Source organism: Paenibacillus donghaensis (assembly GCF_002192415.1).
Classification (GTDB): Bacteria; Bacillota; Bacilli; order Paenibacillales; family Paenibacillaceae; genus Paenibacillus_AQ; species Paenibacillus_AQ donghaensis.
On record NZ_CP021780.1, the window covers coordinates 478,324 to 497,549 of the forward strand.

15 protein-coding genes are annotated in these 19,226 nt (G+C 56.9%); 13 read left to right on the forward strand and 2 right to left on the reverse strand.

Annotated elements, in window-relative coordinates:
* The first annotated feature begins 144 nt into the window (after window positions 1-144).
* A complete protein-coding gene (gene ggt / locus B9T62_RS01860; protein WP_087913711.1) occupies window positions 145-1,737 on the forward strand; it encodes a gamma-glutamyltransferase in 1,593 nt (530 codons plus the stop codon).
* 371 nt (window positions 1,738-2,108) lie between these two features.
* Window positions 2,109-3,347: an amidase family protein gene (locus B9T62_RS01865; RefSeq protein WP_425436674.1), complete on the forward strand. Its 1,239-nt coding sequence runs from the start codon at window positions 2,109-2,111 to the stop codon at window positions 3,345-3,347.
* Between the two features lie 882 nt (window positions 3,348-4,229).
* Here B9T62_RS01865 and B9T62_RS38595 read toward each other — a convergent pair.
* Window positions 4,230-4,379 (reverse strand): hypothetical protein, encoded by a 150-nt coding sequence (locus B9T62_RS38595; RefSeq protein WP_157685403.1) that lies wholly within the window; start codon window positions 4,377-4,379, stop codon window positions 4,230-4,232.
* A 486-nt stretch (window positions 4,380-4,865) separates the two neighbouring features.
* Complete coding sequence (locus tag B9T62_RS01870; protein WP_087913712.1) at window positions 4,866-5,249, reverse strand: RidA family protein; 384 nt, start codon at window positions 5,247-5,249, stop codon at window positions 4,866-4,868.
* Between the two features lie 404 nt (window positions 5,250-5,653).
* Between B9T62_RS01870 and B9T62_RS01875 the strand changes: the two genes are divergently transcribed.
* From B9T62_RS01875 to B9T62_RS01925, 11 genes are all read left to right on the forward strand, one after another.
* Window positions 5,654-7,234, forward strand: coding sequence for a PucR family transcriptional regulator (locus tag B9T62_RS01875; RefSeq protein WP_087913713.1), 1,581 nt, complete (start codon window positions 5,654-5,656; stop codon window positions 7,232-7,234).
* Window positions 7,235-7,312: 78 nt separating this feature from the next.
* A complete protein-coding gene (locus B9T62_RS01880; protein ID WP_157685404.1) occupies window positions 7,313-7,930 on the forward strand; it encodes an NTP transferase domain-containing protein in 618 nt (205 codons plus the stop codon).
* Between the two features lie 217 nt (window positions 7,931-8,147).
* Window positions 8,148-9,320, forward strand: coding sequence for a BMP family ABC transporter substrate-binding protein (locus B9T62_RS01885; RefSeq protein ID WP_087913715.1), 1,173 nt, complete (start codon window positions 8,148-8,150; stop codon window positions 9,318-9,320).
* A gap of 124 nt (window positions 9,321-9,444) precedes the next feature.
* A complete protein-coding gene (locus tag B9T62_RS01890) occupies window positions 9,445-10,977 on the forward strand; it encodes an ABC transporter ATP-binding protein (RefSeq protein WP_087920090.1) in 1,533 nt (510 codons plus the stop codon).
* Window positions 10,974-12,089 carry an ABC transporter permease gene (locus B9T62_RS01895; protein ID WP_087913716.1) on the forward strand — a complete coding sequence of 372 codons (1,116 nt, stop codon included), beginning with the start codon at window positions 10,974-10,976 and terminating at the stop codon, window positions 12,087-12,089. Before B9T62_RS01890 ends, B9T62_RS01895 begins: the two co-directional genes overlap by 4 nt.
* 24 nt (window positions 12,090-12,113) lie before the next feature.
* Window positions 12,114-13,043: an ABC transporter permease gene (locus B9T62_RS01900; RefSeq protein ID WP_087913717.1), complete on the forward strand. Its 930-nt coding sequence runs from the start codon at window positions 12,114-12,116 to the stop codon at window positions 13,041-13,043.
* Between the two features lie 355 nt (window positions 13,044-13,398).
* Window positions 13,399-13,941 carry a 2-oxo-4-hydroxy-4-carboxy-5-ureidoimidazoline decarboxylase gene (gene uraD / locus B9T62_RS01905; protein WP_211296397.1) on the forward strand — a complete coding sequence of 181 codons (543 nt, stop codon included), beginning with the start codon at window positions 13,399-13,401 and terminating at the stop codon, window positions 13,939-13,941.
* Window positions 13,938-14,306 (forward strand): hydroxyisourate hydrolase, encoded by a 369-nt coding sequence (uraH, locus tag B9T62_RS01910; RefSeq protein WP_087913718.1) that lies wholly within the window; start codon window positions 13,938-13,940, stop codon window positions 14,304-14,306. Before uraD ends, uraH begins: the two co-directional genes overlap by 4 nt.
* Window positions 14,307-14,342: 36 nt before the next feature.
* Window positions 14,343-15,854, forward strand: a complete 1,512-nt coding sequence (gene allB / locus B9T62_RS01915) for an allantoinase AllB (protein WP_087913719.1) — start codon at window positions 14,343-14,345, stop codon at window positions 15,852-15,854.
* A complete protein-coding gene (locus B9T62_RS01920) occupies window positions 15,851-17,122 on the forward strand; it encodes a Zn-dependent hydrolase (protein WP_087913720.1) in 1,272 nt (423 codons plus the stop codon). Before allB ends, B9T62_RS01920 begins: the two co-directional genes overlap by 4 nt.
* Before the next feature lie 760 nt (window positions 17,123-17,882).
* Complete coding sequence (locus B9T62_RS01925) at window positions 17,883-19,115, forward strand: pyridoxal-phosphate-dependent aminotransferase family protein (protein ID WP_087913721.1); 1,233 nt, start codon at window positions 17,883-17,885, stop codon at window positions 19,113-19,115.
* Window positions 19,116-19,226 lie beyond the last annotated feature (111 nt).

Sequence of the window (19,226 nt, forward strand, 5' to 3'; positions counted from 1 at the left end):
GAGCCGTATCTATGCCGCTGCCCTGTGACCGGGCATTCTTTGTGCGTGGCTCACAAAAATGCGGGTGAACAATTTGCGCCTGCTCTGAACCGATTGACAAAGGAATTTCAGGTAATGTTAAATGGCACTAATTAGCAAGACGGAATGGAGGAGGACAGCTTGGAGAAGAAACCGGTAATCGGCACTAAAACAATGGTCGTCAGTCCCCACTATCTGGCTTCGGCAGCAGGAGCGCGGATGCTGCAAAAAGGCGGCAATGCCTTCGACGCGGCCGTTGCGGTCAGTGCCACACTGGCAGTAGTGTACCCGCATATGACCGGTTTGGGCGGGGATTCCTTCTGGCTGAGCTACAGTGCGGCTGAAGGCAAGGTCCGCGCTTATAACGGCAGCGGCAGATCCGGCTACGCCGTGCGCCGAAGCTGTTATGCCGGTGAGGAAGCCATTCCCCGGCGGGGTGTGCGCAGCGCGATCACGGTGCCGGGGATGGTGGACAGCTGGGACGCCATGCTGCGGCAATACGGCCGCCTGAGTCTGGCGGAGGTGCTGGAGCCGGCGATCGGCTATGCCGAAGGCGGCTTCCCGCTCTCGCCGGACCAGCATATCCATACCCGGCTGTTCGGACATGCGCTCAGCCCGGAGGCTGCAGCGATCTATATGCCGGGCGGGGTGGTTCCGGTCTCCGGCGGGAAGTTTGTACAGCAGCAGCTGGCCGCTACGCTGTGCACGCTGGCAGCGGGCGGCCGGGATGTTTTTTATAAAGGTGAGATCGGCGCTCGTATTTGTGATTATATGCAGGCGTCAGGCGGATATCTCACAAGGGAGGATTTCGCTGACCATCAGGGAAGCTGGAGCGACCCGATCCATACGGATTACCACGGACTTGCCGTGTATCAGGCCCCGCCCAACTCTCAGGGATTCGCCGGGCTAATGAGTCTGAATATTCTGGAGTCATTCGATTTCGGGCAGATTGAGCATGGCTCGTATGAGTATTATCATCTGCTGGTTGAGGCGCTGAAGCTGAGCTTCCGGGACCGCGATCAGGTGCTGACAGATCCGGATTTCAGCAGAATTCCGCTGGAACGGCTGCTGGATAAGGGATATGCGCGGCAGTTGGCCTCGACCCTCTCACTGGACCGTGCGGCAGGTCTGGTCAGTGAGCCGATGGGCCGGGATACGGCTTATGCTGCCGTGGTGGATGAGGAGGGCAATTCAGTTTCTTTTATTCAGAGCCTCTACTTCGAGTTCGGTTCCGGCGCCGTTGCCGGGGATACGGGTATTCTCCTTCAGAACAGAGGCTCCTTCTTCTCGCTGGACCCGGGCCACATCAATACGCTGGAGCCGCATAAGCGGACCTTCCACACGCTGATGCCGGCGATGGCCTGCCGGGATGGCAGACCGGTCTATCTCTACGGCACGCAGGGCGGTGAAGGCCAGCCGCAGACACAGACGCTGCTGCTTACCCGCATGCTGCATTATGGCATGAACCCGCAGGCGGCGGTGGACCAGCCCAGGTTCGTATGGGGCAGAACCTGGGGTGAGCCTACCCAGGAACTGAAGCTGGAGAGCCGCGTGGATGCGGACGTGCTGGCCGGGCTGGCCGCAGCCGGACATCTGGTCCGCCAGGTGGACAGCTACGATGGCATCGTCGGGCATGCCCACGCGATTGCGGTTGATGACAACGGCTACCGCAGCGGGGGGACGGACCCGCGTTGCGACGGCGCGGCGATTGGCTGGTAGAGCGGCTGGAAGATTGGATGGGTGATGGCAGGTAGTAAAAGATTGATGACAACGGCTACCGTAGCCGAGGGGCTGACACGCGGTGTGACGAGGCGGTGAGTGGCTGGTAGAGCGGACGGGAGGGAGAGAGTGGAGGTGGATTGGCTGGTAGATCGTATGACGGAGCATGCGGCAGATCCTATGGCGATCGGATAGGAGGCTTGCAGGCGGCGGAAGTGAAGTACCGGCTGGTACCGTTACAGAGAGCGTGTGGCAGAGAGTGGAACACCCCGGAGGCCGGGAGTTGGAAGGGATGGATGGAGATGAAGATGAAGAAGGCAGTGGATAACCGTTATGGTGCGTATATAGTCCCCGGGCTTCGAGCCGAGGGCATGGACAGAGGGGGACTCACGGGGCTTAGCTTTGCAGTGAAGGATGTTATGGCGGTTGCCGGACATCGTTCCTCCGCGGGGAACCCGGACTGGCTGCGCAGCCATCCGCCTGCAGGGCAGCATGCGGCTGCGGTCTCCAAGCTGCTGCGTGCAGGTGCGTCACTGCACGGTGCAACCCATACCGATGAGCTGATGTACAGCCTGGGAGGGGAGAACCATCACTACGGCACGCCGCTGAATCCCCGGGCCGGGGGGCGGATTCCCGGGGGCTCCTCCAGCGGCTCGGCCGTTGCCGTAGCGTCGGGAAGCGTGGACTTCGCGCTTGGTACCGATACCGGCGGCTCCGTCCGTGTTCCTTCTGCCTATTGCGGGGTGTACGGCTTCCGGCCAACCCATGGCGCTGTAGAGATGGAGGGGGTCATTCCGCTGGCGCCGGGATTCGATACGGTAGGCTGGATGGCAGACAGCGCCGAGTTGCTGGAGCGGGTTGGCGGGGTGTTGCTGGAAAGTGTGGGTGAGGCGCTGCTGGGGGATGTAGGTGAGGTGGTGCAGGAGGATAGCGTAGCTGCCGTCGGTCAGACCACTGCGACCGTTATTGAGGACGAAGCTTGCGATGCTGCGAAGCGTGTCCTGGTGCAGCCGTCTTCGATGCCGAAGCTGCATCTTGTGACTGAAGGCTGGCAGCTGATCGAGGCGGAGACGGCGGCTGCGCTGGCTGTCGGACTGAGCCGTCTGCAGGCGGGAGCCGCCGCCACAGCCGAAACGGCGATAGCGCCCGAAGGACTGAAGGTGTGGATGGACACCTTCAGACAGCTGCAGGGCGCCGAGATCTGGGCCACCCACGGCGCTTGGGTGGCGAAGGAGCAGCCTGCCTTCGGCCCGGACATCGCTGCGCGATTTCTATGGGCGGCAGGCTTGTCCGGCCAGGACCACAGCGCAGCCCGCCAGCTGCGCAGCGCCATAGCCGCCAGGCTGCGCCTGCTGCTGGCGGATGGCAGCTGCCTGGTGGTCCCGACGGTGCCGGGACCAGCGCCGCTGCGCGGCGGCGATCTGCAGCAGCTGGAGCAGAACCGCAGCGGGGCGATGATGCTGAGCTGCATCGCCGGACTGGCCGGGCTGCCGCAGGTTACGCTGCCCGTAACGGCCAAGGGCAGCGGGCTGCCGCTGGGCCTGTCGGTCATTGGCGGCTGCGGCCAGGATCTGCGGCTGCTCTCCTGGATCAGCCGGGTCTGGAGCTGAGGGGCTTCCCTCAGCTCACGCCTCGCGCCCTCGCACTCTTGGCCTCGCGCCCTTGGCTTTGCGCTCGCTCTGGTAAATAGAGCAGCGCGCCTCAACTCGCGTACTAAATGCATCCTTGCACTCGTGGCCTTGCGGTCGCTCCGGTATACGAAGCTGCACCCTTCAGCTCGTAATCTGTGTATCATGAACCTACGTTCTCATGCGGACGTACGCTACCCTATCCTGAAGTATGCTGGCCTGCTGAAACTAACTGAAACTTGATACAGGCTACCGCAGGCTGACAACATCGAAGATTCAGCTCTATGGTGGCTTGCTTGGTTCGAAATCATAATTTAGTTGCAGTTTCGGTTGCTACTTAGGCCCGTGTCCTCTGATATACGTTTCAGCTTTCTAAGGAGTAACTCGTAGGTGGCTGTAGGGAAAAAATACCACTAATCCTCAGTTAACGCTCCGTTGCTATCGTATATAGGGAAAAGTTACCGCTTAAATCGTCCATGGAGTCTAAATTCCCTATAACCAGCTTAAATTTACATTCTGAGACCAATTAGCGGTAAGAATTTCCTTTACTTAGGTCCCTGAGGATGTAGAGTGCTGCCCTAGGAGAAATTAGATGCGAAACTGCATCTAATTTCAGGTGAAACTGCTGTTATCAGGTAAATAAGTGCGAATATGCAACTATTTTCGAATAAATTGATTGCTGAGCGCTCCAAACCCGAAATTAGATGCGTTTATGCACTTATTCGCTCTAAAACGAAAAAATATGGTGAATTAGATGCGTTTTTGCAACTAAATCGGTGGATCGGACTTGTGTGGGGATCAAGAAGCTTAGTCTTTGATGCTCTTATCCTTCGGAGGCCTAATTAGTAACCAGTTTCGCATGATTCACACCTTACGCTCCAGACAACTCTCCGCTGGACCTAAGCAGCAACGCTGAATTACATTTGAACTAACCAGTCTTCCGTCTGCCTCCCGCGGCTCATCCGCCGTCAGGCCGCTTGTGAACAGCTGCTTCTCTACGCGCTCCCGACCCAAGTGTCCCTACGCGCTCCCGACCCAAGTGTCTCTACGCGCTCCCGACCCAAGTGTCCCTACGCGCTCCCGACCCAAGTGTCTCTACGCGCTCCCGACCCAAGTGTCTCTACGCGCTCCCGACCCAAGTGTCTCTACGCGCTCCCGACCCAAGTGTCTCTACGCGCTCCCGACCCAAGTGTCTCTACGCGCTCCCGACCCAAGTGTCTCTACGCGCTCCCGACCCAAGTGTCTCTACGCGCTCCCGACCCAAGTGTCTCTACGCGCTCCCGACCCAAGTGTCCCTACGCGCTCCCGACCCAAGTGTCTCTACGCGCTCCCGACCCAAGTGTCTCTACTTCGCACCCTAGCAACTGCCGCATCCTGCACCTGATCCCCAACAATGATCTGCTGCACATCGTGCGACTCTAACTAGCTGCTGCTCTTCGGCACCCAGAAGCGATTCATAATACCACGCCCCCATCCTCAGAGGAGGCGCAGAATCCAGCGTTACTCCACATAAGCCTCAACCTCAATCTCCACCAGCAGACGGGGGTCAATCAGAGCTTGGACCTCCACCATGGTTGCCACAGGCTGAACCTCCTGGAAGAACTCGCCATGCGCGCGTCCGATCTCCTCCCATCGGGAAATATCGGTTACATACATTCGGGTCCGCACGACCTGGTGCATCCCGGCATCCAGCTGCTTCAGTGCTTGCTCAATGATCTGCAGGATATACTTCGTCTGCTCATAAGGGTCACCTTCACCGATGACCTCGCCGCCTTGCATGGCAGTAGTTCCAGCCACCTCAATCCGGTTTCCGATTCGCAGAGCGCGGCAATACCCCACCGACTGTTCCCAGGCTGATCCTGTATACACCTTTTGTATGCTCATCCTATTTTGCTCCTATTCTGTTTGAATTTTAATCAAGTTTCATCATACCTTGATGAGGTATTTTGCAACTAGCTGATAGGCTGTTTTTCTTGGAATATTAGCTGGATAAGTTTCATTTGAATCTTTTTTCTTCTATTTCCGGCAGAAACGGATGCCTTCCTTATTCAGAGTAGGCGGAGCCGTTTCTGCTTGAATAATAGGCTAGTGAACTACTTCCCTGTTTCTTTCCCCATCCATGGACAGCTGCATATTTTAACTTTCTGTGTCTTATGTAATATTAACTAACGTATAAGGCGATAACAATTACTTTTTCCTTTTCAATTCTGGTTATTTTATCTATAATGTTACATAAAGTAACATTATAGATAAAACATCATTCTGAACTATACAGAAGGAGGGGTGGCATGCATCTTACAGTAGAAGAAGCGTTGTCCATTTATCCTTTATCCGAAGCCAAGCTAATTGCCGGGTCCAAGGGGACACACCGGATTGTGAAGTCGATTAATGTGATGGATGCACCTGATATCTCGGATTGGATCAAAGAGGGGGAAATGCTGCTGACGACAGCCTATCTGATCAAGGATAACCTGGAGGACGCATCCGCCCTGCTGCAGACTTTGAACCGCAGAGGCTCCTCGGCGCTGGGGATTAAGCTGGGACGTTTCTGGGACGCCGTGCCGCAGGAGCTGATTGCCGAAGCAGAGATGCTGAACTTTCCGCTGATTGAGCTGCCGTTCCAGTTTACCTTCTCCGACCAGATGAACGGGCTGTTCCGGGCTGAATTGACTCGCAGCACCCATGTGCTGCAGGGAATGATGGAGAAGCAGCGCAAGCTGATGCGTTTCGCCCTGCGTTCCGGCGGCAGCCGCCCGCTGTTTGAATCGGTATCGGAGGTCATTGGCTATACGCTGGCAGTGATCAGTGTCCGGGGAGAAGTGGTCTACAATAATTCCCCTTATACAGAGAAACAGCTGCTTCAAGGGTGGCCTTGGCAGCAGCCAAGCCGCAATCAGCGTCTGCGTATCGGCGAACAGTCGGGCTATCGCATTCCGCTGCTGCAGGGGGAGAAGTGCTCGGGTTATCTGGTGTACTGCGGAATTGATCCGCTGCTGCTGCCAGTGGAGGAAAGTCTGTTCGTACAGGGTGCGGAGCTGATCTCCTATCATATTCATTCCGGGGCTGAGGACTATTTCGAGCATGCCGGGCAGCGTGAATTCAGCGGACTGCTGCGGAGGTGTCTCGGCGGCGGACTGTCTTGTGCGGAGCTCGCGCAGGCTGCTTCCCGTCTGGATATCGGACTGCTGGCAGCGTCTTTCCAGCTGGTGCTTACGGATACAGCCTCCACAGGAGAGGCGCGGCAAAGTGAACTGATGCGGGTCAAAGAGGAATATATCGGGCATCCGGCGCTGCAGGAGCTGAAAGGGGTCCATTTGATCCTCGAAGAGGGGCTGCTGTCATTATATCCAGGGGCTGCTCATAGCCCGGAAACTTTCCGGGATCTGCTTAACGTTTGTTTCGACAACCTGAAGCTGGGCAAAGGCTACTATCCGTGGGCTGCAGTCAGCAACTGCAAGGCGAAGCCGGAAGGTCTGAAGGAGGCTTTTGCCGAGGTGAAGGAATGTATGGGGATGGTCAGGCAGTGGGGTGTGTTTGGGCATGTGGTGCATTACCGGCAGCTGGAGCTGAATCTTCTGCTGGGGCAGCTGCCGCCCGAAATGATGGAAAGGTACTGTAGCGGCAGTCTGCGCGGGCTGCTGAACCGGGAACCGGAGTATGTCAAGGAAATGCTGCGGACGCTTGAAGTCTATCTGGAGAATGACGGGCACGTCAATGAGACGGCCAAGAAGCTGTTTATCCACCGCAACACGGCCACCTACCGGATTGAGAAGCTAAGTGAGCTGCTGGATGTGGATTTCAAAAAAATCGATGATCTGATGCGCCTGAAGCTGGTGTTTATGTTCCGCAGAATGCTGTCACAGGACTAATAAGAGTCTGACAAAAAAACTGCCAATAGGAGAGCAGGCTAGTTCAAGCTGCCCCCCCAAAAAAAGGAGTGGAGAACATTGAAAGTAGCCGGTATATACCTTGCAGCAGGACAGAACAGGCGGCCAGCGGCAAGAACCTCCATGCCTGCTATTCGGGAGAACACTTCCGGAAGCGCTGCGGTCAGTGAACTGGAACGCTGCGGACTGGAGCCATTGGTTGTAGTGGTGCGGGCCGGTGATCGGCTGGAATGGCTGCCGACGGGCAGGGAACAGGGAAACGTGCGTACGGAGACCTGTCTGACGGCCCATTTGGGGTTGTCCTTCTCCTTGCGCTGCGGGCTTAATGCCGTGCTGCCGCTGCAGCCGGATGCCGTGATTATTGCCCAAGCAGACCAGCCGTACATTACGGCCTCCATAGTTAGTCGGTTGATGGAGACGTTCGAGCGCTCACCGGAGCTGGATTATGTGTCAAGCGCTGCCGAAGGGGCAGGGATGCCGACGGCGCTGTACTCAAAGGTAATGTTTCCTGCGCTGGCGGAAATGGATGACGATGGAGGTGCGGCGGGAATTCTGCATTCGGCTGATTATAAGGGAGTTGTGCTGCCCGTCGTTTCTCCCATGGGGTTCTGGGAAGAGGGTATTTGCAAAGATACGAGAGAGTTTACCGCACTATGGTCAGAGAGAAACATAAAGTGACATGTTTAGAGAATTTTCGAACTTTAGGTTAGAAAATATAACACATTTTAAGTAAAATCAAGCCTATAATAGTGCGTTTTATACAAAAACCAAACACTTTCTTAGTTTAATGCACAAACGTATGTTATATAAATTTACGTCAAGCCAGTCTCTAAGTATAGTAGAGATACATTAATGGTTGCGGCCATGGTGAGAGATATGTTGGAGGAGGAGAATTATGAAAAAGAGGGGTCGGTTATTTAAAAGCAGCTTTATGCTGACATTGCTGCTGACGGTGGTTCTGGCAGGATGCGGCAATAATGCCAACACGGCGGGGAATGCGGCTGCGACGGAAGCTCCCGCAACCAACGCAGGTACGGCGACAGAAGCTCCGGCAGCTACAACGGAACCGGCAGCAGAGAAGCCTACCGTAGCTTTTGTCTACATCGGACCACCGGGAGACGGCGGGTACACGTACCAGCATGACCAGGGCCGTCTGTTTATGGAGAAGGAGCTAGGCATCAAAGCAGACTTCGTTGAGAACGTGCCGGAAAGCGCGGATGCTCAGCGGATCATCACAGAGCTGGCGCAATCACATGACATCGTATTTACAACAAGCTTCGGATATATGGATTTCACCCTGGATGTTGCTGGCAAATTCCCGAACGTGAAGTTCCTGCACGCTTCCGGGTACAAGACAGCTGAGAACATGGGTACTTATTTCGGCAAAAACTATCAGGCCAGTTACCTGTCCGGAATCGCCGCAGGCAAAATGACCAAGAAAAACCATCTCGGTTACGTTGGCGCTTTTCCAATCAGCGAAGTTATCTATAACCTAAATGCCTTTACTCTGGGCGCGCAAAGTGTCAACCCGGATGTGAAGGTCGATGTGGTATGGACCAACACCTGGTATGACCCGACCACTGAACGCCAGGCGGCAATCAGCTTGCTGGATAAAGGCGCAGACGTGCTGCTGGCTTACCAGGATTCACCGGCAACGATTCAGGCGGCTGCCGAGCGCGGTGCTTTTGCCGGGGGGAATGACTCCGATATGAGCAAATACGCACCTGACAGTTACCTGACTAACCCGGTCTGGAATTGGGGCCCTTATTACGTGAAGGCCGTACAGTCCGTGATGGACGGAACGTGGAAGAGCGAACAGTATTCCGGTGACATGGCCGACGGCATGGTGGAGCTTGCTCCATTCGGCAACAAGGTGCCTGACGATGTGAAGGCGCTGGTTGAAGAAGCCAAGGCCAAGATTATCAGCGGAGAGCTGGAGGTATTCACCGGACCTATCTCTGACAACAAAGGCGAAGTGAAAGTTAAGGACGGACAGAAGCTGACGCTTGAAGAAGTGCTGGGCATGGACTGGCTGGCCAAAGGTGTAGAAGGAACGATCCCTCAATAATAGGCAGTGGAATAGGGAGCGGGCAATAACATAACTGGCAGTATCATATGGGTGGGGCGGGTTCCTCTTCAAGAGCAACCTTCCCCACCCGTACTACAACCAGAAGGGAAGGAGGCATTCCATGATGCGGGAGTATTCAGTTGAGATGCGGGGGATTGTCAAGAAATTCGGTTCGGTGACGGCAAGCGATCAAGTCGATTTTTCGGCAAATGCGGGCGAGATTCATGCGCTGCTTGGCGAGAACGGGGCAGGTAAAAGCACGGTCATGAGCATGTTGTCGGGTGTGTACAGGGCAGACGAAGGAGAGATTCTGATTCATGGCGCAGCAGCCAGAATTCGTTCTCCCAAGGATGCGGCCCTTCTCGGCGTAGGCATGGTATTTCAGAACTTCAGACTGGTGCAGAGCCTCACGGCAGCGGAAAATATCGTGCTTGGCGAAAAGTCGTCTTTCTGGCGCGGCAGCAAATGGATCAAGAACAAGCATATGGAGATTGAGGCGCTGGCAGAGCGGTTCGGATTGAAATTTCCGGTTGACCGCCCAATCTGGCAGCTGTCCGTCGGCGAGCAGCAGCGAGTCGAGATTGTAAAGACGCTGTACCGGGGAGCGGATATCATTATTCTGGATGAGCCGACCTCGGTGCTGACGCCGGGAGAAGCAGAGCAGCTGTTCGAAACGCTGCAGGTGATGAAGCGGGAAGGCAAGACGGTCATTATGACCACCCACAAAATGAAGGAAGTGCTGGCCTCCTCGGACCGGATCTCTGTCATGCGCAAGGGCAAGATGATTGCTACGCTCGCTACGGCGGATACCAACGAACTGGAGCTGGCCCGCCTGATGGTGGGCAGGGAAGTGACGATTACCCGGCAGGAGCGTGAAGAAACGGCAGGCGAAACCCTGCTGGTAGTGAAGAATCTGGATGTGTTCGCAGATCATGGCCGCAAGGCTCTGAACAGCCTGTCTCTGAACGTATCCAAAGGAGAGATCGTTGGTGTGGCAGGGGTAGCGGGCAATGGACAGAAGGAGCTAGCCGAGGTGCTGACAGGTCTGAGGTCCTGGAAGAACGGTGAGATTCATTTCGACGGTGCGCTGGTCAAGACGGCCTCTGTGCGCGGTGCCATTGATGCAGGCATCTCCCATGTGCCGGAGAACCGGATGAAGAGCGGTCTGGCCGGACGTCTGGGTTCGGTGGATAACCTGTTGTTCAAATCTTACCGCAGCGGCCAGCATTCACGAATGGGCTTCCTGAAGGCGGCGAAGAACCGGGCCTGGTCACAGGAGCTGGTAGAGCGGTTTAATGTCAAAACGCCGGAGCTGGATACGCCGGTGCAGCAAATGTCGGGCGGGAACCAGCAGAAGCTGCTGTTCGCGCGGGAGATCAGCCATGCTCCCAAGCTGATGGTTGCGGTGCATCCGACGCAGGGGCTGGATGTTGGAGCTACAGCCGGTGTGCATGAGCTGCTGATGGAGCTGCGGAGCACGGGCAGCGGGGTACTGCTGATCTCGGAGGATCTGGATGAGCTGCTGCAGTTATCGGACCGCATCCTCGTGATGTATGGGGGCAAGATCATCGGCGAAGCAACTCATGAGCATGCGGACAGACAGACGATCGGCCTGCTGATGGCCGGAATCGACAACAGGGAGGAGAGTGCGGTATGAGTGCAAAAGAAACCGGCGGCACAGCGCTGCTCCAGCCTTCTCCCGCCAAATCCGGCGGCAAGTTCTCCTGGCGTCTGGAGTACGATTCCAGCCGGATTCGTTCACCCTGGTGGACACCGATCCTGTCTGTGATCCTTGCGCTGCTGCTGTGCGCGGTGTTTATTGCCGCCAATGGCATGAGCCCGATTACGGTATATGAAAAGATGTTCCACGGCGCCTTCGGCACAGCCTACGGTTTCACGGAAACGATGGTCAAAGCGATTCCGCTGCTGCTCTGCGGACTCGGAATTGCGGTAGCTTACCGTATTTCGATCTGGAACATCGGAGCCGAAGGCCAATTGACCGTTGGGGCGATGGCTGCTACGGCGGTTACGATTTATTTTCCCGATCTGCCTACGTTCTGGGCGCTCTCGCTGATGCTTGTATTCGGCTTCGCCGCCGGTGCCTTCTGGGGACTGCTGACCGCTGTTCCACGGACGCATTTCGGAGTCAATGAGCTGATTACTTCATTAATGTTGAATTATGTGGCGCTGCTGGCATTGGACTATGTCGTATTCGGACCGTGGAAGGACCCGAAGGGCTTCAACTTCCCCGGCTCTCCGATGTTTACAGCGGCCCAGTCGCTGCCTGTGCTCGGGAGCACTCGGCTGCATATCGGCCTGCTGTTTGGTTTGATTGCCGTAGCTGTGTATTATCTGATGATCCGTTTCACCAAATGGGGTTACGAGCTGAGACTGATTGGCGCTAACCCTACGGCAGCCCGTTATGCGGGGATTCACATCAAACGCCATATTATCATCGTCATGCTGATCAGCGGCGGGCTGGCCGGGATTGCCGGAATGGCCGAGGTATCCGGGGTTACGCATAAGCTGATGCAGGGCATCTCTCCGGGGTATGGTTATACCGCTATTATCGTAGCTTGGCTGGCCAAACTGAATCCCATGGGTCTGATTGTTACCTCGATTCTGTTCGGCGGCCTGATTGTCGGCGGATACAGCGTACAGACCATCGGTCTGCCATCGTCCATTTCGGAAATGCTGCAGGGCTCCATCCTGTTCTTCCTGATTGCCGGCGATATGATTCACCGTTTCCGCATCCGCCGGGGCGCATAATTTAGAGGAAGGAGGAGCTGACTTATGGATTTCACAACCCAATTATTGATCGCCGCCATCTCTGCGGGAACGCCGCTGCTGCTGGCGACGCTTGGAGGCATTCTGAATGAACGCGCAGGCATTATCCAGCTGGGGGCCGAAGGGCTGATGCTGATGGGGGCAGTCACGACCTGCATCATCTACATACGCACCGGCAATCTGCTGCTCGCTCTGCTGGCAACGGTGGCCGTAACCGCTGTGCTTGGCCTGCTGCATTCATTCCTCTGCGTCACGCTGAGGGCGAACCAGACGATGTCGGGACTTGCCATGACACTGTTCGGCAGCGGCCTAAGCGCATATCTTGGCAAACCAATCAGCGGCATTCCGCTGCCGGGAACCTCGCCGAAGCTGCATCTGCCGTGGCTGGAGCCGGTGCCTGTCATTGGCCCGATCTTCAGCCATATGGATTACCTGACCTGGTTCAGCCTGCTGCTGGTAGTGGTGCTGCATCTGCTGATCCATCGTACCTCCTGGGGGCTTCACCTGCGCTCGGTCGGAGACAATCCGGCCACTGCCGATGTGATGGGCATCCGCGTGCAACTAATCCGCTACAGCTATGTCATCTGCGGCGCGGCTCTGATTGGACTGGCCGGAGCCGATATGGTGCTGGCGTATGCGCCGACCTGGAATGAGGGGCTTACCGCAGGGCGCGGCTGGATTGCCGTCGGACTGGTTATCTTCGCCAGATGGAATCCGCTGCGCGCGTTGTTCTGCGCTTATTTCTTCGGCGCGCTCGACTCATTAGGCTTCCGCATTCAGCTGCTGGGAAGTGCGATTCCTTCGTACTTCCTCAAAATGATTCCGTACATTGTAACCATCCTGGTGCTGATGTATCTGGGTTACCGCAACCGCAACAAACCTTCCGGTACGCCGGAAGCGCTGGGTGTACCTTATATCCGCGAGCAGCGTTTCTAAGCTGAAGACTGCTGCGCAAGCGTGAATCGTCCACGGAGTTGTCAGAGGACAATGAAGTGGACTTTTTATTCTTTTGAGAAGCGCAAGTAGAAACGGCTTCGCCGTCCCCGGCAAAGCGTATGCTTCCGAAGCAGCGATACTACGTATCGCTTTCAGGCATCCGTTTCTGCGAGAAATAGAAGGATAATCTATGGCGTGGAACATATGAATTTTTATATTTTCAAAATTGCGTATTGAGAAAATGAATGAAACTCCGATAGGGGCTGGTGAAGAACTGGAGGCTGAAGCTTCTGCCGTATATACTTGCAGCAGGATACACATTCGCATAAATGCGTTCAGAAGGGTGGCTATATAGATGAGCAAACAGGAGAGCTTATTGAACTTGGACCAGATCAACAGCATGGATAAAGAGACATTTGTCGCAAGCCTGGGCGGGATCTTTGAACATTCGCCATGGGTGGCAGAGGGGGCATATTCCCGGCTTCCGTTCCGCTCTGTAGAGGAGCTGCATCAGGTCATGCTGGATACGGCCCGGGGGGCGAAGCGCAGCCAGGTGGAGGCGCTGCTGAAGGCGCACCCGGACCTGGCGACCCGGCTTGCGGTCACACCCTTGTCGGCGGCAGAGCAGCAGGGAGCCGGGCTGGACCGGCTGACCCCGGAGGAATTCGAACGTCTGACCGAGCTGAATTGCAGCTATACCGGGAAATTCCGGTTTCCTTTTATCCTCGCGGTGCGGGGCAAAAATAAGGATGACATTATTCAGGCGATCGAGGAGCGGGTTCACCGTTCGGTGGAGGAGGAGTGGGAGCAGGCATTGAGCGAAATCGGCCGCATTACCAGCTTCCGGCTGCACGATCTGCTTGCGGATGTGCCGAATGGGGAAGGGGCGTCGCTATGAGCGGGCGGTTGACCACACATGTACTTGATCTGTCCCGCGGTGTTCCGGCTGCGGGGCTGGTGCTTCAGCTATGGAAGCTGGGCGGAGATGGCGGGAAGCTGCTGCAGGAAGCGGTCACTAACACAGACGGAAGACTGGATGCCCCGCTGCTGGAAGGCCCTTCGATGCACGCTGGCAGCTATGAGCTGCTGTTTATGGCCGGTGATTATTTCCGGGAATTATCCGGTGAGGATGGCGGACAGTCTGCCGGGGGTTTTTTTCTGGAGCAGATCCCCATACGGTTCAATATAGGAAATATAGAGGAGCATTACCATGTACCGCTGCTGGTTGCACCCGGGGGATACAGCACCTACCGGGGCAGTTAGTACAACGTGAAAATATGAGGAGCGGAGGGCGGCGTCATGGAAGAAACTTACGAACTGGTAATCAGACAAGGGCGGGTAGTGCTGCCGGATGAAGTGAAACAGCTGGATATCGGCATTGCCGGCGGCAGGATCGCTGCGCTGGGTAGTAGGCTTCCCATTGGACCGGACACCCGGGTGGTCGATGCGGAAGGGCTGTATGTGCTTCCGGGCATGATTGATATGCATGTCCATTTCAATGAGCCGGCGCTGGGCCACTGGGAGGGCTTCCGCAGCGGTTCGGCGGCGCTTGCCGCCGGAGGCTGCACGACCTACGCGGATATGCCGCTGAACGGCAATCCGCCGACGGTGAACGGTGCTGCGCTGCGGCTGAAGACTGAGGCTGCTGCCGGGAATTCAGTTGTGGATTACGTGCTGTGGGGCGGTCTTGTTCCCGGTAATCTGGAGCAGCTGGAGGAGCTGTGGGCTGCGGGAGTGACCGGCTTCAAGGCCTTCCTCTCCAATCCTGGCGGCTTCGGTGCAGGACGGTTCCGCGAGGTGGACGACGACACTCTTTATCAGGGGATGAAGAAGATTGCCGATCTGGGAGGCATCCTGGCCCTACATGCCGAAAGCGAGGCGATTACAGCGGTATTGGCTGCGGATGCGGAGAGTAAGGGACTGCAGGGGGCGCTCGATTGGGCTTCCACGCGTCCGCCGGAGGCAGAGCTTGAAGCGGTGAACCGGGCGCTGCTCTATGCTCAGCGCACAGGCTGCCGGCTGCATTTCGTGCATATCAGCACGGCGGCTGCCATGGAGCGGATTCATGAAGCGAAGCAGCGGGGGCTGGATGTCTCGGTAGAGACATGTCCACATTATCTGCTGCTGAATGAGCAGCAGATGGCAGCGCTGGGGCCGGTGGCCAAATGTGCGCCTCCGCTGCGCAGTGAAGTCGAGCGGGAGCAGCTATGGCAGGTACTGGCTGAGGGCAAGATTGACCTGGTGGCCTCGGACCACTCCCCTTGTCCCACTGATTTGAAGGTGAAGCCGGGGTTGTCTTTTGCGGAAGCATGGGGCGGCATTTCCGGGGCGCAGAGCAGCCTGGAGCTGCTGTTCCATGAAGCGGTGCATGTGCGCGGGCTGCCGGTGACTCTGATTGCGCAGCTGCTGGCCGATGGCCCGGCGCGGCGCTTCGGGCTGGAGCAGCGCAAGGGGCGCATTGCTCCCGGCCTCGATGCCGATCTGGTGCTGCTGGACCCGGCGGCTTCCTATACACTAGCCGCCGGGGACCTGCTCTACCGCCATAAGCACAGCCCCTATGTGGGGATGGCGCTGTCCTGCAGAGTCGTGGCAACCTTTAGCCGGGGAACGGCTGTGTACACGGCTGCGGACGGCCTGCTTGCTGCAGACCGTGGCCGATGGCTGCACGGGAAGGAAGAGCAGGGCGAGAGTGGGGAGCGACTGCAGGGCAGTGAGGAGCTGGGCGAGAGTGGGGAGCAACTGCAGGGTAGTGAGGAGCAGGGCGAGAGCGGGAAGCGACTGCAGGGCAGGGAAGGGCAGGCGGGCTTATGAGCGGGCCGCTGCTACAGGCACCTGCCCTGGAGATGTTGAAGCTGCTGGAAGAGCTGGCGGCCTTCAGCGCGCCTGGGCCGGGGGTCACCCGGCTGCTGTATACGCCCGAATGGAGCGGGGCCCAGAGCTTCCTGCGCAAGCGGATGGCTGCACTGGACCTGGCGACGGGCACTGACGAGGTTGGCAACCTGTACGGCAGCTTGCGTGGCCGAGATCCGCAGGCCAAGGTGATTCTGACCGGCTCGCATATCGATACCGTAGTCAACGGCGGAGCATATGATGGAGCGTATGGTATCGCAGCTGCCCTGACGGCGGTGGATTATTTGCGCCGCACCTTCGGCCAGCCCCGGCGCACGCTGGAGGTCGTCTCCTTCTGCGAAGAGGAAGGCAGCCGCTTCCCGCTCGCTTACTGGGGATCGGGACATGTGACCGGAGTCTATGGTCCTGGCTCGGGTGCAGACCGCAGCGATGCTGACGGAGTGGAGCTGCTGGCCGCAATGAAGAGCTGCGGCTATGGGCCTGGCTCGGTTGATCCAAGCACTGGAAGTCCGCGGAGCTGCGCGCTGCGCGGGGATATCGGCGCTTTCGTCGAGCTGCACATCGAGCAGGGAATTGTGCTGGAGCAGAGCGGCCAGCAGATCGGTGTGGTGCAGGCGATAGCTGGACAGCTGCGGTTTACTGTCAAGGTCGGCGGGACAGCCAACCATGCCGGAACGACGCCGATGGCGCTGCGCCGGGACGCGGTGGCGGGAGCGGCTGAAATGCTGCTGACGCTGGAGCAGACAGCTGCGGCGGCGGGTGATCCGTTGGTGGCGACGGCCGGTCGATTGGAGGTATATCCGAATACCCCCAATGTGATTCCTGGCCGGGTGCTGTTCACGCTGGACCTCCGCCACAGTGAGGCGGCTGCGCTTGAGACGTATTGCGCGGCTGTGCTGCTTGAATTCGAGGCGATTGCCGCAAGGCGCGGCCTGGAGCTGCACATCACTCCGACTCTTCAGGCTGCTCCAGCACCGATGGACAGCGGGCTGCGCAGTCTGCTGGAGAACATCTGCCGCAGCCAGAGAAGGACTTACCGCAGTATGGTCAGCGGAGCGGGGCATGACGCGCAGCTATTCTCGCCGCGCTGTAGGGCGGCGATGATTTTTGTGCCGAGCCAAGCGGGTATCAGCCATTCACCGGACGAATATTCATCACCGCAGGAGCTGGCGGCCGGACTGGATGTGCTGACCGCCATGTTATATGAGCTGGCGTACAGGGAAGAATAAGGTTGGCTACTTACACCATCTATATTACTACTCAGCATCTAAGGATCAGGCCTACCGAATAAACGTTGGCTATTTACACATCCATAAACTAATCAGCATTAGAGGATCAGGCGTAAGTATCGAATAGGCTGGAGCCTTATAGAGAACAAAGTTACTGCTTAGTCTTCCGTATGCTAAAACATCGAAGATTCAGCTCCATAGTGGTCTCCTAGGCTCGAACTTATAATTTAGTTGCGAAACTGCATCTAAATGGCGGATTTTTTCCGTTTTAGAGAAAATAGATGCAAAAAGGCATCTAATTTGGGCGTTGGAGCGTCAGAGGCCTGTTTTAATCATAATTAGTTGCATTATCGCACTTATTTACCTGTTTACTTACGATTAGGGCAAATTTAGTAGTACTTTCGCATCTATTTACTCTGAACGTTCCAAGGCAACATTCTAAATTCACGTGGGGCACCTAATGGAACGTAAGCAATAACTTGAAAAGCTCGAATTACCGTTTGCTAGACCAATTAGAGGTGGTATTTCTTTAAACTATGAACATGAGTTTGATTAATTCTAGCAACCCTGGCCCTCCGAGAATTAGTGTTTGCCTTAACGCAAGCGCAAGCGGAAGATTATACTGTTAGTGCTGAACGCATAGAATGAAGCCGTTTTTTTTATCAATATGCTAAAAAAACATTTTGCCTATAGCCGGCAAACACGCCAAACCCATACAATCTATGGAATAACATCAGTGAATATAGAAGGAGAGATGGGCATGAAGCGGTACGAGGATTTGTCGCCGTCGCTGCGGTGCATCATGACGCCAGGACCGGTGGAGGTAGATCCGCGGGTGCTGCGGGCGATGTCTTTTCCGGTGCTGGGGCAGTTTGACCCTGAGTTTACCGGCATTATGAATGAAACGATGGAAATGCTGCGCGAGTTGTTCGCTACCGGCAACCAGTGGGCCTATCCGGTGGATGGCACCTCGCGTTCAGGGATTGAGGCGGTTATGGTCAGCCTGATTGCACCGGGAGACCGTGTGCTGATTCCGATCTTTGGCCGGTTCGGGCATCTGCTGCATGAGATTGCCGAGCGCTGCGGTGCGGAGGTGCAGGTGATCGAGAAGACCTGGGGCAGTGTGTTTGACGCGGATGAGGTTATTGCGGCTATGGACAGCTTCAAGCCGCAGGTGGTCGCTATCGTTCATGGCGAAACCTCTACAGGCCGAGTGCAGCCGTTGGCGGAGATTGGGCGGGCCTGCAGGGAACGGGATGCGCTGCTGATTGTTGACGCGGTAGCCACCATTGGCGGGGTGCCGGTGGAGACGGATGCCTGGATGCTGGACGCCGTCATCGGCGGCACCCAGAAATGCCTGTCGGTTCCTTCCGGCATGGCTCCGGTGACATACAATGCCCGGGCCGAAGCGAAGCTGCTGGCCCGCAAGCAGGTGGAGCGCGGCTTGCGCACCGGCAGTGAGCGGGAAGGCGGACTGCCGCCGGTGCGCAGCAATTATCTGGATCTGAGCATGCTTCAGGATTACTGGAGCCCCCTGCGGTTGAACCACCACACGGAGATGACCTCGATGCTGTATGCGCTGCGTGAAGGCCTGCGGCTGACATTGGAAGAAGGGCTTGCACCGCGCTTTGCGCGTCATAAACTCCATGAGCAGGCGCTCTTGGCAGGACTGGCCGCCATGGGGCTTGAACTGTATGGCGATCCTGCCAGCAAGCTTACGGTGGTTACCTGTGTGCTGATTCCGGAAGGAGTGGACGGTGAAGCGGTACGATCGATGCTGCTGGAACGCTTCGGGATCGAAATCGCCAGCTCCTTCGGACCGTTGAAGGGTCTAATCTGGCGCATTGGCACCATGGGCTTCAGCTGCCGCGAGAACAATGTACTGCGTCTGCTCGGAGCGCTGGAGGCAGTGCTGCTGCGCCACGGTCATATTTTGCCGGCAGGACAGGGCGTTCAGGCGGCGCTTGACGTATATGAGGCGCAAGGAGGATAATCGGTGGAATACAATGCCGGGCTGCGGATCATTTATGATCGCGGCGAGCTGAGCCTGAGCAGGAGGGCTTAAGCTGTTCAACCTGAGAAACGGCTTTCGTCCCGAGGGATG